Origin of the sequence: Serinicoccus marinus DSM 15273, assembly GCF_008386315.1 — a bacterium.
Lineage (GTDB): Bacteria > Actinomycetota > Actinomycetes > Actinomycetales > Dermatophilaceae > Ornithinicoccus > Ornithinicoccus marinus.
In genome coordinates this window covers 1,274,019-1,287,102 of sequence record NZ_CP043808.1, presented here as the reverse complement: position 1 = coordinate 1,287,102, position 13,084 = coordinate 1,274,019, and the positions used below count along the sequence as shown (strand labels likewise).

Annotated in this window: 12 protein-coding genes and 1 pseudogene; 12 read left to right on the top strand and 1 reads right to left on the bottom strand. The window is 74.3% G+C overall.

Annotated elements, in window-relative coordinates; all coding sequences use genetic code 11:
• Window positions 1-43: 43 nt before the first annotated feature.
• The gene (locus FU792_RS06020) at window positions 44-430 is read right to left on the bottom strand and encodes a TY-Chap domain-containing protein (RefSeq protein WP_022924622.1); all 387 of its coding nucleotides are present in this window, start codon (window positions 428-430) and stop codon (window positions 44-46) included.
• 84 nt (window positions 431-514) lie between these two features.
• Here FU792_RS06020 and FU792_RS06015 point away from each other — a divergent pair, with 84 nt between their 5' ends.
• The 12 genes and pseudogenes from FU792_RS06015 (at window position 515) to FU792_RS05970 (ending at window position 12,834) form a co-directional block, all read left to right on the top strand.
• Window positions 515-781 (top strand): hypothetical protein, encoded by a 267-nt coding sequence (locus FU792_RS06015; RefSeq protein WP_022924623.1) that lies wholly within the window; start codon window positions 515-517, stop codon window positions 779-781.
• Window positions 781-2,139 (top strand): hypothetical protein, encoded by a 1,359-nt coding sequence (locus FU792_RS06010; RefSeq protein ID WP_022924624.1) that lies wholly within the window; start codon window positions 781-783, stop codon window positions 2,137-2,139. Before FU792_RS06015 ends, FU792_RS06010 begins: the two co-directional genes overlap by 1 nt.
• Before the next feature lie 4 nt (window positions 2,140-2,143).
• A complete protein-coding gene (locus FU792_RS06005) occupies window positions 2,144-2,512 on the top strand; it encodes a hypothetical protein (protein WP_022924625.1) in 369 nt (122 codons plus the stop codon).
• Window positions 2,509-2,967: a hypothetical protein gene (locus FU792_RS06000; protein WP_022924626.1), complete on the top strand. Its 459-nt coding sequence runs from the start codon at window positions 2,509-2,511 to the stop codon at window positions 2,965-2,967. The genes FU792_RS06005 and FU792_RS06000 overlap by 4 nt, the downstream gene beginning before the upstream one ends.
• The gene (locus tag FU792_RS05995; RefSeq protein ID WP_022924627.1) at window positions 2,964-3,644 is read left to right on the top strand and encodes a hypothetical protein; all 681 of its coding nucleotides are present in this window, start codon (window positions 2,964-2,966) and stop codon (window positions 3,642-3,644) included. Before FU792_RS06000 ends, FU792_RS05995 begins: the two co-directional genes overlap by 4 nt.
• Window positions 3,637-4,476 carry a TrmH family RNA methyltransferase gene (locus FU792_RS05990; protein ID WP_022924628.1) on the top strand — a complete coding sequence of 280 codons (840 nt, stop codon included), beginning with the start codon at window positions 3,637-3,639 and terminating at the stop codon, window positions 4,474-4,476. Before FU792_RS05995 ends, FU792_RS05990 begins: the two co-directional genes overlap by 8 nt.
• Window positions 4,477-4,591: 115 nt before the next feature.
• The gene (locus FU792_RS05985; RefSeq protein WP_022924629.1) at window positions 4,592-6,229 is read left to right on the top strand and encodes a TIGR02677 family protein; all 1,638 of its coding nucleotides are present in this window, start codon (window positions 4,592-4,594) and stop codon (window positions 6,227-6,229) included.
• Window positions 6,226-7,470 (top strand): TIGR02678 family protein, encoded by a 1,245-nt coding sequence (locus tag FU792_RS05980; RefSeq protein WP_022924630.1) that lies wholly within the window; start codon window positions 6,226-6,228, stop codon window positions 7,468-7,470. The genes FU792_RS05985 and FU792_RS05980 overlap by 4 nt, the downstream gene beginning before the upstream one ends.
• A pseudogene (locus FU792_RS05975) lies at window positions 7,370-11,191 on the top strand (TIGR02680 family protein); the annotation flags it as partial. The gene FU792_RS05980 and the pseudogene FU792_RS05975, both read left to right, overlap by 101 nt.
• Before the next feature lies 1 nt (window position 11,192).
• Entirely contained in the window at window positions 11,193-11,579 is a 387-nt protein-coding gene (locus FU792_RS19155; protein ID WP_420876872.1) for an SbcC/MukB-like Walker B domain-containing protein, read from the top strand.
• A gap of 2 nt (window positions 11,580-11,581) precedes the next feature.
• The gene (locus FU792_RS19150; protein ID WP_420876871.1) at window positions 11,582-12,370 is read left to right on the top strand and encodes a TIGR02679 domain-containing protein; all 789 of its coding nucleotides are present in this window, start codon (window positions 11,582-11,584) and stop codon (window positions 12,368-12,370) included.
• Window positions 12,361-12,834, top strand: coding sequence for a DUF2399 domain-containing protein (locus FU792_RS05970; RefSeq protein WP_161600201.1), 474 nt, complete (start codon window positions 12,361-12,363; stop codon window positions 12,832-12,834). Before FU792_RS19150 ends, FU792_RS05970 begins: the two co-directional genes overlap by 10 nt.
• Window positions 12,835-13,084: the final 250 nt, after the last annotated feature.

Below are 13,084 nucleotides of genomic sequence, written 5' to 3'. Positions count from 1 at the left end.
GACCGCCTCCTGCAGCCGATCCGAAGGCCGGCGTGGGCGGCGGTCAGCTGACCCGCTGCCGGGTCCACCGCTCGTCCGGTATGCCCGTGCCCAGGGCCTGCAGCGCCGCGACCAGCATGTGGGCGCTCGCCGCGGCGTCCTCCACACGACCCCAGAAGACGTGGTTCTCGCTGGTCGCGCCGCGCGGCTGCCGGTCGGGGTCGGACCACCCGGCGCGCTGCAGGGCAGCGGTCTGCTCCGGTGAGAGGTCGGCATACGCGGCGGAGACGCACTCGCAGAGCAGGTCGTCACCGAGCCGGGAGACCTGGACGTAGCGCCCGATGGCACCCGGCGGGTCGGGCTCGGCCAGCAGCAGGCTCTCGTGGTCGCCGAGCGCTCCGATCTCGGCGGTCAGCTCCTCGCGCGTGCGGGTCCAGGCGGCGTCGTCCATGGCCTCAGCGTGGCACGACTTGGGAGCCGCCCGCGGTCCGCCTATCCTGTGAGGCCGACCGAGAGCGAGAGCACGAGGAGAGGGATGTCTGGCTTCGTCGGGGGAGATCCGCAGGAGATGACGGAGGGTTCGCGCGCCCTGCACCGCACGGGCGGGCGGATCGAGGACGCCGGTGGCGCGCTGCGCGACATCAGCGGCTCCAGCGCGGGCCACGAGGTCCTGTCCACGGCGATCCGCCGCCTCGGTGCCGCCGTCGGGACCGCGGTCGAGGACACCGGGACCCAGACCAAGATCGCCGCGGCGCTGGCCGACGCCGCGGCCCAGGACATCCATGCGGTGGCAGGCAGCTGATGGTCGCCGGCTTCAGCTATCCCGACGGTGACCCGGGCGGCCTGGACGGGGTCGCCCGCAGCTTGGGCACCCTCTCCGGCGACCTGACCACGGAGAAAGGCAACGTCAGCTCCGGCGTCGCGACGACGCTGCGCACCTGGCAGGCCACCCGCTCCGGCGACTTCGAGGACGCCGGGCGCGGCATCACGGGCACGCTCGCCGGAGCCGCAGGGGTGGTCGACGCGGCCCAGGAGCAGGTCAGCGGCTTCGCGCGCCGGCTGCGCACCGCCCGCGAGGACATCGACGAGCTCGAGCGGCAGGCGCAGCGCCAGCTGGACCGGATGGACGGCCTCGACTCCGAGGACGACGACTACGACTACACCCGGAGCAGCGTGGACACCGAGGTGGCGCGGCTGCGCCGGCAGGCGCAGGAGATCCGCGACGAGGTGGAGCGCGACGCCACCTCGACCGCGGGCGCCCTCGACGCGGGCACCGAGATCCTCGTCCCCGGAGCCGGCACGCTGAGCCCCGACCAGGTCGCCCGCCGGGTCCACGGCTCGACCGGCGTCTCGGGCACCAGCACGCCGCTGGCGGCCGGCAAGCTCTCCACCGAGGACGCCTGGGAGGCGCTGTCCGGTGTCTCCGAGCCGGCGGCCTCGCTGGGCGACCAGGCACTGGAGTCGTGGCTGGGCTTCCGCCCACCCGTCGGCGACGCCCCGGTGTCGATGACGCTCTTCGCGCTCGGACAGGTGCAGTTCGGCACGTCCACGGTGGCGAGCTGGATGGCGGACCACCGCTACTCCCACTTCCGACCGATCGACGCGGCCGGGCGCACCATCTCGACCGACATGGACTTCTGGCAACGACTGCGGCACGGCGCCGGGCGCTTCCCCACGGCTCGCGGACTGTCCCCCTGGCAGCGGGCGCGCGGTTTCGACCCGCGCGGGCACTTCAGCGCCCGTCCCTGGCACGGTGGTCAGGCCTCTCACTGGAGCACCGCCGGCAAGTGGTTGGGTCGCGGCGGCACCGTGCTCACCGCGGCGACCTCGGGGTGGGACGAGTGGAACGAGAGCGCCAACTACCCCACCGACGAGCGCGTCGGCCGCACTGTGACGGTGTCCGCCACCACGACCGGAGGTGCGCTGCTGGGCGCCAAGGGTGGCGCCTGGGCCGGCGGGGCGATCGGCACGGCCATCTGCCCGGGCGTGGGGACGGTCATCGGCGCGGGTGTCGGGGCGCTGATCGGCGGTTTCGTCGGATCGCAGGCCGGAGCCTGGGTGGGCGACAGGCTGAAGGACGTCGGCGGCGACATCGCCGACGGGGTCGGGGACGCGCTGGACGCCGCGGGGGACCTCGTCGACGACATCACGCCGTGGTGAGCCGATGAACGCCTCGGCGCTCACGATCTCCGCCCTGGTGCTCGGGGTCCTGCTGCTCGCGCTCGCCATCTGGGAGCGGCTCGGGCGCGGGCCGCAGGCGCGGGCGTGGCTGCGCGCGCCCCGGGAGAGCGGCGTCCGCGGCGCGATGTTCGTGCTGCCCGGGATCGGCATACTGAGCCTGCTCGTGGGGCTGGCACCGTGGCTGGAGGGGTCGCCGCTGCTCGGCCTGGCGGCCCTCGTGCTGGCGCCCCTGGGCCTGTGGCTGGTCTTCGGCTGGGGCGCGCTCGCCCTGCCCTACCCCCGCTGGTCGGTGCCCGGATGGGCTCGCGAGACGATCGGCGCACGCTTCGACAAGACAAGGTGGCGACGGTGAAGGTGACGCACGAGCCCTCGGGCACCAGCTTCGAGGCACCCGACGGTTGGCAGGTCGAGGAGACCGGGCACGACGCGGTGCTCACCGTGGTCGAGCCTGCGCGCGGAGAGGACGACGTGCGTGCCAGCCTCGTGCTCACCGTGCTCGACACCGGCGGCCGGTCCTTCCGGGAGTGGCAGAACGGCACCGAGGGACTGCTCCCCCAGGAGCTGCGTGACTACCTGGTGCTCGACCTGCACACGGTGGAGGTCGACGGGCGTCCGGGAGGCACCCGGCTGGCGCACCACCTGGACGAGCGTGGCCGCGCCCTGGTGATGGAGCAGCGCTTCGCCGAGGCGGAGGGGACCGGGTATACCCTCACCGCCACCGTGGACAGCCTGCGCTACCCCCTCGTCGCCGACGACATGGCCGCCTGCTGCGCGAGCCTGCACCTGCCCGAGGAGGTGGCCCGGTGAGCGTCGAGGTGCGTGACGGTGCGCTGGTCGTGGATGTCGCCGCGTGGGCGGGCTGGGCCGACGGCCAGGAGATCCCGGAGCAGGAGCGTGAGCTCATCCAGCAGGTGCCAGGCGCCGAGCATGCCGTGGCCGCGGCGCGGGACCCGCTGGTCGTCGTGCAGCTCCAGACCGCGACCCCGGGCGGCGTCTACACCCACGAGGCGTGGGTCGGGCCGGAGGCCGTGGCCGTGCTCGTCGACCTCGACGGCACCGACCGCCGGCGGGTCGTCGCGCTGCCCCCGGACCACCTCGGTGCCGCCCTCGCCAGGGTCGTCGGCCTCGCGCCCCGGGCGCACGCCGCCGCGGACCGAGAGCCGCGCGGGGTGACCGCCGAGGCGCTGGAGGCGTGGTTCGACCCCCAGGCGCCGGATGCGGAGCGTGCGGCCACCGAGCTCGGGGCGGACCGGGCGTGGCGGCTGGTGGCCGCTGCCGTCGGGTCCACGCAGGCCCCGACCATGCTGGCGGCGCTCGACGGTCGGACCAGCGGGGTCTGGGTGGTCGAGGCGAGCCGGGAGGCCCTGAGCCTGGTCCCCACGACGCCGACGCAGGTATGGCGTGGGCTGACCGGTCTGCTCCCGGCGCTGGTGCCGGCGGCCGGCACGGCGGGCATGCACGCTGCTTCGTCACCCGATGCCTGAGCCCCGGAGGGCGCGGCGGGTCACGACGCGCAACGCGGCCTTCCAGCAGTGGTCGGCGCTGCTGACGAACCGGACCAAGCGGCACCGCAGCGGAGAGTTCCTCGTGCACGGCGTGCGCCCCATCAGCCAGGCGGTCGCCCACGGCTGGTCGGTGCGGGCGCTGCTGCGTCCCGTCGGGGGCCGCCCGTCGTCCTGGGCCGAGCAAGTGTGGGCCGAGTCCGGCGGCGAGCGGCACGAGCTGGCGCCGGAGCTGCTCGTCGAGCTCGCCCAGCGCGACGACGGGGCACCGGAGCTCGTCGCCGTGGTGGGCATACCGCCGGACGACCTCGACCGGGTGCTCGGCGACGGTGCCGACACCGGGCGGGAACCGCTGGTCACGGTCTTCGACCGGCCCGGGCAGCCCGGCAACATCGGCACCCTGCAGCGCTCGATCGACGCCTTCGGCGGCACCGGGCTGGTCGTCACCGGGCACGCCGCCGACCCCTACGACCCCAAGGCCGTGCGTGCCTCGACCGGCTCGTGCTTCACCGTGCCGACGGTCCGGGCCTCAGGCCCGGGGCCGGTGCTCGACTGGGTCGCGGACCAGCGCCAGCGCGGGGTGCCGCTGCAGGTCTGGGGCACCGACGAGGACGGGCGGACCGACCTCGCCGCCGTGCCGTGGGACCAACCGGTCGTGCTGGTCATCGGCAACGAGACCCGGGGCCTCGCGCAGGGCTGGCGCGAGGCGTGCGACGGGATGGTCGGCATCCCGATGGTGGGCTCGGCGAGCTCGCTCAACGCCGCGGTCGCCGGCTCGGTCGTGCTGCACGCGGCGATGCGCGCCCGGAGCTGACCGAGCGCTGTCGCAGGTGCCCGGAACTCCCGCTGCCGACCTGGTGCGGGGCCCCTTCGGCGAGCGGTCGGCGCCGGCGGCGTCGCACCACTCGCTCCCTCATAGGCTGTGGGCCATGTCGGACGGCACCCTGAGCCCGCAGGAGCGGCTCACCCTCGGGGCGCTGCGGTATGCCGTGAACGACGAAGCGGGCAGTTACCTGGCCATCATGCGCTTGTTCACCGACGGCATCAGCGGCTTCCTCTCCGACCAGTCCGCCGACGAGGTCACCGAGCGGCTGCACGAGCACGGCATCGACCTGGACCGGGACACGGTCGACCAACGCCTCTCCTATCTCGTCGAGCACGGCAACCTGGCGCGCAGCCCTCGGGAGACCGAGGCGCGCAGCGTGCGCGAATACCTCTCCAACCGGGCCCGCTACCAGCTCACCGCCCGCGGCGAGCTCGTGCAACGCCAGGTCGAGGAGCTGCTGACGCGGTCCGAGGGTGCCCGGGAGGTGTCCAGCGAGATGCTCCCCGGCATCCTCAGCGGCCTGACCGGGCTCGTGGCCGTGTGCGAGCGGGACCTGGACGGCGCCGACCCGGCGCAGCTCGCCACCCGCATCGCGACCGTCTTCGCGCAGTTCGAGGTGCTGGTGACCTCGACCCGCCAGTTCTATGCCTATCTCGCGCAGGTGCTCACCCGCTTCGACCTGGGCCGGGACGAGTTCGTCTCCTTCAAGAGCGCGCTCATCGACTACCTCCAACGCTTCGTCGATGAGATCTCCCAGCACATGCCGCAGGTCGGTGACCAGCTGCTGCGCCTTGAGCCGACGATCCCCGCCCTCTGCGAGCGCGCGGCTGAGTCCGGCGGGTTGAAGGGCCTCGACGGCTCCTCCGCCCGGCGGTCGACAGGCCTGTCAGCCGAGGACTGGTCGAGCCTGCACACCTGGTTCATCGGCAGCGCCGACCGGCGCGCGGACGCCGACAACGTCCGGAGGCTGGCCACCGACGCGCTGCGTGCGCTCCTGACCAACCTGCGCCGCCTCGCCGCCGGCGCAGACCGGCACCAGAGCCGGTACGGCGATCTCGTACGCCTCGCGTCGTGGTTCGACGACGCGGACGACGAGGTCTCCCACGCGCTGTGGGCGAACGCCTTCGGCCTCTTCCCCGCCCGGCACGTCTCCTTCGCCGCCGAGACCGACGGCGACCCGGTCCCGTCGACCAAGAGCTGGTGGGACGCCCCCGCGGCCGAGGTCCCGATCGGCCTGCGCGTGCGGGGTGAGCGTCAGGCCGGCGGCCGCGCCAGCCAGCGGGTCGACTACTCCACGGCCAAGCAGGCCCGCCTCCGGGAGCGCCGGGAGGCCGAGCAGCGGCTCCGCCGCGCCGCCACCGAGCTCGCCGCGCACGCCGGCCCGGTCACCGACCTGCGGATCAGCGACGAGGCGCGTGGCGCCCTGCTGGATCTGTATGCCGCTGCCCTCGCGCGGGTCGGCCGCCCTCTCGGCGCTGCTGACCAGGCCCGGGCCGAGCTCACCACCTCAGGCGTCGCCGTCGCGCTGCTCGTGGACCGCGAGCCCGGCAGTCAGCTCCGCCTGACCAGCCCGTCCGGAGTGCTGGTGCTGCACGACCTGCGCTGCAAGCTTGTCGCAACGGGCGAGGTCCGGGACCCCCGCGACCCGCACACCCCGCCCCGGGCATCAGTCCTCGACCAGGCGGACGAGCGCAGCCCGGACCCCCTCGCGATGCGCAGCGCCGGGGGCGAGGACCGGTGACATCGCCCTCCCCCGAGGTCTCCACGGTCGACCCGTATGCCGACGCCGAGCGCCGGCGGGCGGCGCGCGCCCTGCTCCGCACCCCGCTGCTGCACCTCGACCGGGGCGCCGACGACCTCGCCCTGGTCCGGCGCCATCAGCGCGAGCTCATCGCCATGTTCGCCGAAGGTCTCGGCTACCGCCTGGTCGTCGAGCCCGGTCTGGCCCGGCTGATGAAGGTCGGGTTGGGGCCGGACGGCACCCGGCCGCTGCTGCGGCGCAACGGCTCGCCCTTCACCCCGCGCCGCTACGCCTTCCTCGCGCTCACGCTCGCCGCGCTGACCCGCACCCGCCGCCAGGTGATGGTGGACGAGGTGGTCGCCGGTGTGAGGTCGGCAGCCACCGATGCCGGCGTCGATGTCGACCTCGACAGCATCCACGACCGGAGGGCGCTGCACTCGGCCCTCACCGCGCTGGTCGACCTGGGGATCCTCACCGAGCGCGACGGCGATCTGGAGCACTGGGTCGAGCGCCACACCGAGTCCCTGCTCGATGTGCACCGCGACCGGCTCGCCGTTCTCGTCGCCGCCCCGCTGGCCTCGTGCCAGACCCCGGAGGACGTGCTCGCCGTGCAGGAGGTGCCCTCGGCTGCCGGTGGCGCCCGCATCGCCGTCCGGCGAGCGCTGACCGAGAGCCCGGTCGTGTCCACCGAGGACCTCACCGAGGATCAGTCGGGCTGGTGGCGCCGCAACCGGGAGCGGGAGCGGGAGTGGTTCAGCCGCTGGCTGGGTCTGGACCTGGAGATCCGCGCGGAAGGAGCGTTGGCCCTGGACCCGGACGAGGAGCTGAGCGATGTCACCTTCCCCGGTGCGGGGTCGGCCCGGCACGCCGCGCTGCTCCTGCTCGCCGAGCTGACCGAGGCGGCCCGCACAGGGGCAGAACCGAGCGACCTCCAGACCGGGGTGTCGCAGGACGGCTCCCGGACCTGGCGGCCGGTGGCGGCCTCCACCGCCCGCGCGGCCAGTGACCGCTTGCTGCGATCCTGGCGCCGCGGTCTGCGCAAGGCGCACCGTGAGGACCCCGACCTGCTGTTCGCCGAGGCGATGCAGATCCTGGTCTCCCTCGGTCTGGTCCGAGAGGGCCCGGGCGTCGTCCACGTGCATGCGGCCGCCGCCCGGTATGCGCCCCGGGCCGAGCTCGTCACCGCAAGCGGCCCGAAGGGCGAGCGTTCCCTTTTCGAGGAGGATGAGGATGGAGGCTGAGCCGAGCGACGTCGGCCAGGAGTCGGGGACCGCGACGCTGAACGGGCAGGCGCGGGGCGCAGGAGCGGGGGCGACCCGCTTCCGGCTGCACCGGGCCGGGATCCTCAACGTCTGGCAGTACGACGAGCAGGTCTTCTCCTTCGCCGGAGGCAGGATGCTGCTGCGCGGGGCCAACGGAGCCGGAAAGTCCAAGACCTTGGAGATGCTGCTGCCCTTCGCCCTGGACGGCGACAAGGCCCGCATGACCGCGTCGGCCAAGCACCACACCAGCCTGCTGTGGCTGATGACCGACGGGGTCGACGGTGGCAACCGGATCGGGTATGTGTGGGTCGAGTTCGCGCGCACCGCTGCAGACGGCACGGAGGAGTTCTTCACCTGCGGAGTCGGCATCCGCGCCTCGTCCAGCGCCCGGCAGGCGACCGCGTGGCACTTCGTCACCTCCCGGCGGGTGGGCGTCGATCTCGCCCTGGAGGACGCCGGTGGCCCGCTGTCCGCGCCGCGGCTGCGCGAGGTCCTCGGCGCGGAGCAGGTCTTCGACCGGGCGGCGGACTACAAGGCGTGCGTCGGCCGGGAGCTGTTCGGGCTGGACCCGCGCGCCTACGACGAGGTGTTGCGGCTGCTCTACTGGCTGCGCCAGCCGCAGGTCGGGGAGGACATCGAGCCGGCCCGACTCACCGGCCAGCTCGGTCAGTCCCTTCCCCAGCTGGACGAGCAGGCGGTCCGGGGTGCCGCGGACACCTTCGACGAGCTCACGGCGTTCGGGGAGCAGATCGACCGGCGCGCCGCGGCCGCGACCGCCCTGACCGGGCTCGCGGAGGCATACCACGACTATGCCGCTGCGGTGCTGGCCCACCGGGCCACCGCTGTCGATACGACCGTCCAGGAGGACCGGCGCCTGCACCGGGGGGCTGAGCAGGCGCGCAGCACCCTGGCGGAGGTCGAGAGGCGCCGGGACGAGGCGCAGACCGCTCTCGAGGAGGCCCGGGCCGGAGCAGAGCAGGACCAGGCCCGGTTGGCCACCCTCATGGACAGCCCGGAGTTCCGGGACCAGCGCCGCCTCGACGAGCTGACGCAGCAGGCCGGCCGCGACGCCGCGCTGGCCGACGGCGCCACGCTCCGCCTCGAGCGGTCCGGACAGCGGCTGACCGAGGCCGAGGCCGCGCTGGCCCGCGCCCGGGACGAGCTCGCCGAGACCATCGAGGAGCTGGGGCGCGAGGTGGGGAGCACCGCCGACGCGCTGCGCCGGTCTGCCCCGGGGGCACACCTCGCCACCGCCGTGTCCCGCGCCCTGCTGGACACCGCTCCCGATCAGGGCGAGGTCGAGACGCTCGCTGCCCTGGAGCGCCTGCGCGCCTCGCTGCAGGAGGCGACGGCCGGGGTGTCCACCCGCCGTGCCGAGCTGGGAATGGTGCGCGAACGCCTGGCCGCGGTGGACGCCGCCACCGTCCGGCAGACGGTGGCCGAGCGGGACGCCGAGCGTGCCGAGCAACGGTGGGAGACCTCCCGTCAGGACCGGATCGGCGGGGAGCACGACGCAGACCTGGAGGCGGCAGCCCTCCTCGATGCGCTGGCCACCTGGGCTGATCGTCCCGGCGCGCCGCAGGTCACCCTGCCGGGCGACCTGACGCCCGAGCAGCTCGGCACGCTCGTCCGGATCGGTGCGGACAGCACCGGGCCGAGGCTCCGGACGCTGTCCGAGGAGTCGGCCCGGGCCGGGGCTGCCGCCGGGCAGGCGCAGCAGGAGATCGCCCAGCTCGAGCAGGAGCGGGTGGCGGTGGAGCAGGAGCGCGACCCTGCCCCTCCGGCGCCTGCCCTGGGCCGGTCCGCACGCACCGACGGTCACAGCCTGTGGCAGGTCGTCGACTTCACCGACGGGCTCGCCGAGGACCAGAGGTCCGGGCTCGAGGCAGCCCTGCAGTCCTCAGGGCTGCTGGATGCCTGGGTCCGGCCCGGGGGACGCCTGCTGGACCACGACGACCGTGACATCGTGCTCGCGAGAAGCACAGCGCCAGCCGCCGGGGACGGGTCGGCAGCACCCCACCGCACCCTGGCCGACGCGCTCACCATCGACCTCCCGCACGGCTCAGACCTCGAGCAGGCCGAGGTGGCGGCGGTGCTCGCCGCGGTCGGGCTCGGCCCGGACAGCGGCCCGTCGTGGGTATGCCCGGACGGCCGGTGGCAGCTCGGACCGGCCCACGGCCGCGCCGCCAAGGACCGGGCCCAGTTCATCGGGGCGACCGCCCGGGGCGCCGAGCGAGCCAGGCGGATCGCGGTCCTCGACGACAGCCTGACCCGACAGCGACAGCTCCTGACCGAGGCGCTCACAGCACGGGACGCGGCCCACACAGAGCAGGAGGCGCTCGAGGCGTGGGCCGCCGACGCGCCCTCGGTCCAGCCGCTCAGCACCGCATGGCAGCGGGTCGAGCTCCTCGTCGCGGCCGAAGAGCGGGAGGCCGGTCTCAACGCCCGCGCGCAGGAGGCCGCCCAGGCGGCGCGGGCCGAGACGGTGCGGCTCAGCCAGGAGCTGCGCCAGCTGGCGACCGAGCTCACGCTGCCCACCGAGCAGCACGCCCTGACGGCGCTGGAGGAGTCGCTGCGCACGATCGGCCACGACCTGGCAGGACTCGCGCGGGACGAACGCCAGGTGCACCGGCTGCTGTCCGTGTGGTCCCGCTCCGTCGAGGCCCGGGCCGCAGCGGCCCAGACCGTGGCCGAGGACGAGAGGACCGCTCAGCAGATCAGGAACGACGCGACCGTGTCTGCCACCGCGAGGGATGAGCTGCACGCCAGCATCGGCGACACCATCACCGAGCTGCGGGAACGCATCGGGCGCACCCGAGCCTCGCTCGAGGGCCACCAGAGCGCGGTCCGGTCGACCCGCGCGACGCTCGACGGTCTGCTCGTCGACGTCGGGGAGGCCCGCACCGCGGCCACCACCGCGCAGGAGCGGGTGCAGACGCACCGCCAGACCCGGACCGCGGCGATCGACCGCATGATCACCGCGCTAGAGGTGCCCGGTCTCCCGGAGGCAGCGCGCGTGGACGCTGCGACCGGTGACCTGGTGCTCGGCCTCGCGGACCTACCGGACACCCAGCCCGTCGGCCGACCCGCGTTGGCGGCGGTCCGCTCGCTCGCCGCGCTGAGCTCCCGCGAGCTGGCGCCCCTGACCAACCGCCTCTACGAGCGGCACGCCGCCGCCACGAGCGGCCCCGCGGCCGAGCACCAGCCGGCCCTGTTCACCCACGGAGAGCTGCATACCGTCTCCGGCCGGGACGAAGCGGGAGAGGCGGTCATCACCACGCTGGCGCAGCGGGTCACCGCCGCCGTCGAGCGGGACCGTGCGCTGCTCACCCAGCGGGAGAAGGAGCAGTTCGAGCGGCACGTGCTCGGGGAGCTCGGTGAGGCGCTGCGCCGGTGCCGCAGCGAGGCGACCGAGCTGGTGGACGCCATGAACACGCAGCTGGCCCAGGTCTCGACCTCGCAGGGCATCCGGGTGCGGCTCGACTGGCGGCTGCGCGACGACGTCGCCCCCGAGGCCAGGTCGGCGGTCGACCTGCTGACCCAGCCCCTGGGCGCGATGCTCCCGGAGGAGCGTGCCTCGCTGCGCGACGCGCTGCACCGGCTGATCGAGGCCTCCCGTGCCCAGCGGCCCGACCTGTCCTACGCCGAGCATCTCGCCGCGGCGCTGGACTACCGGACCTGGTTCGTCTTCGCGATCCGCTATGCCCGGCCGGAGGGCAGGGCAGTGGGAGCGGCTGCACCGCCGCTCACCGCTCTCCCAGGGCGAGCAGAAGGTGCTGTGCTACCTGCCTCTCTTCGCCGCCGCGGCCGCCCACTTCACCACCCTGGCCGGGGCGGCCCCGCACGCACCGCGCCTGGTCCTGCTCGACGACGCCTTCCCCAAGATCGACGTGCGCACCCACCCGCTGCTCTTCGGGCTGCTGGTCCAGCTCGACCTGGATTTCGTGGTGACCAGCGAGCGGCTCTGGGGCGACCATGCGACGGTGCCGTCGCTGGCGATCTACGAGGCGCTGCGCGATCCCGGGCAGCGCGGCATCGCGCAGTACGAGTACCGCTGGAACGGCACCGTGCTCGAGTCGGTCGGCTGAGGATGGGGGTGACCCCCGCATGGGTCGCGGATCCCGAGCTGGGCCGCACCTGGGAGCGGGTCCGGGCGCGCTTCGAGCGTGCGGGTCTCCAAGCGCAGGGGTATGTCGTGCTGTCGCCCGCGACACGGGGGGAGCGGCAGGCCGTGGCGGCGCTGCTGGGCCGGCCGGCGGTGCGGGCCCGGGTCCGGGTGGACCTGGCGGGCCTGGACGCCCGGTTGCGGGAGCGGTCCGGGATCGGCGGGCTGGCTGAGGTCCTGCCTGCGGTGACGGGTCAGCCCCTCCTGGACCGGCCGGCCGCGCGGGCGCAGCAGCTCGCGGCCCGCGAGGCGCCGCTGGCGCTGGCAGGTGAGCTCGTGACCCAGCCCTGGGCCGACCGGTGGGTAGCCGGTCTGCGCAGCACCGGCGTGCTGACCGGCCGGGACGACGCCGAGGACATCGTGCGGGCGGCCGCCGCTGTCATGGCCGAGCTCGCCCAGGACACGACGGACCCCCCGGGTCAGCATCGGTATGCCCTCTCCCGGGTCGAGCTCGCCGCCCGGCTGCTGGGGGACGCGCACGCGCTGGACCGGGGCACCGTGCTCCACCACGTCGTGGTCCGAGCCCTGGCCGCAGCCAGGGACACCGCCGTGCCCACTGCGGCGCGGGAGGTGGAGGAGCTGTGGGCCGGGCGGGCGTCGCGCCCGATCTGCTGTCGCGGACCTGCCTGGTCTGGGGACTGCGGCTGGTGGATGGTGGCCCGCTGGGCGCCAGGTTGGCGGCCAGCGCCAGGGCCGGTGACCCCGTGCACCTGACCGAGTGGGAGCTGCGCAGAACGGGCACGCTGGTCCCGGAGCCGGGCATCCTCGTGCTGGTGTGCGAGAACCCGCGCGTCCTGGAGGCGGTCGCGCAGGACGGCATACCCGGGTGGGCGGTCGTGTGCACCTCCGGTGAGCCCAATCTCGTGGTCGACCGGCTGCTCGTGGACCTGGCGGCGGCCGGGGTGGAGCTGCGGTATCACGGCGACCTCGACTGGCCGGGCGTGGCCATCGCCAACCGGGCGATGATGAGATATGGCGCACGCCCATGGTTGATGTCAGCGCAGGACTACCTTGCCGGAGTGTCGCGGTCCATCTCGGGTCCGGCTCTGAGCGGAGGTGAGGTAGAGCCAGGCTGGGACCCCGACCTGGGCGCGGCGATGCGGAGTCATGGGCGCGGCGTACACGAGGAAGCCGTCCTCGACACCCTGCTGCAGGCTGTGCGCGACGACAGTCCGTGACGTTGTCATGCCCCAGGTAGGCGCAGGTCGGGCCCAGATGAACGGCGCGGGTCAGCTGTCCGGCAACCGCGTCTTCGCCACCATGAACCCCTCATTCGTGAGAGCCCCGCGGTGGTGGCCCGTCGCGAGGAGATGATCCAGTCACGCCGGCCGGCAGACAACCCGCTCGCTTCCTCGCCCAGCCAGCTTGCCTCTCCCAACCCCTGCCTCGCACACCAACCCGAGCGGCGCGCAGGCCAGTAGCCCGGCC

Excerpts from the sequence above, each read along its gene's own strand:
- FU792_RS19150 (WP_420876871.1), top strand. The coding sequence starts at position 11,582 with ATGGGGGTGACCCCCGCATGGGTCGCGGATCCCGAGCTGGGCCGCACC.
- FU792_RS05990 (WP_022924628.1), top strand. The coding sequence starts at position 3,637 with ATGCCTGAGCCCCGGAGGGCGCGGCGGGTCACGACGCGCAACGCGGCC.
- FU792_RS06015 (WP_022924623.1), top strand. The coding sequence starts at position 515 with ATGTCTGGCTTCGTCGGGGGAGATCCGCAGGAGATGACGGAGGGTTCG.
- FU792_RS19155 (WP_420876872.1), top strand. The coding sequence starts at position 11,193 with ATGCCCGGCCGGAGGGCAGGGCAGTGGGAGCGGCTGCACCGCCGCTCA.
- FU792_RS05985 (WP_022924629.1), top strand. The coding sequence starts at position 4,592 with ATGTCGGACGGCACCCTGAGCCCGCAGGAGCGGCTCACCCTCGGGGCG.
- FU792_RS06010 (WP_022924624.1), top strand. The coding sequence starts at position 781 with ATGGTCGCCGGCTTCAGCTATCCCGACGGTGACCCGGGCGGCCTGGAC.
- FU792_RS06020 (WP_022924622.1), bottom strand. The coding sequence starts at position 430 with ATGGACGACGCCGCCTGGACCCGCACGCGCGAGGAGCTGACCGCCGAG.
- FU792_RS06005 (WP_022924625.1), top strand. The coding sequence starts at position 2,144 with ATGAACGCCTCGGCGCTCACGATCTCCGCCCTGGTGCTCGGGGTCCTG.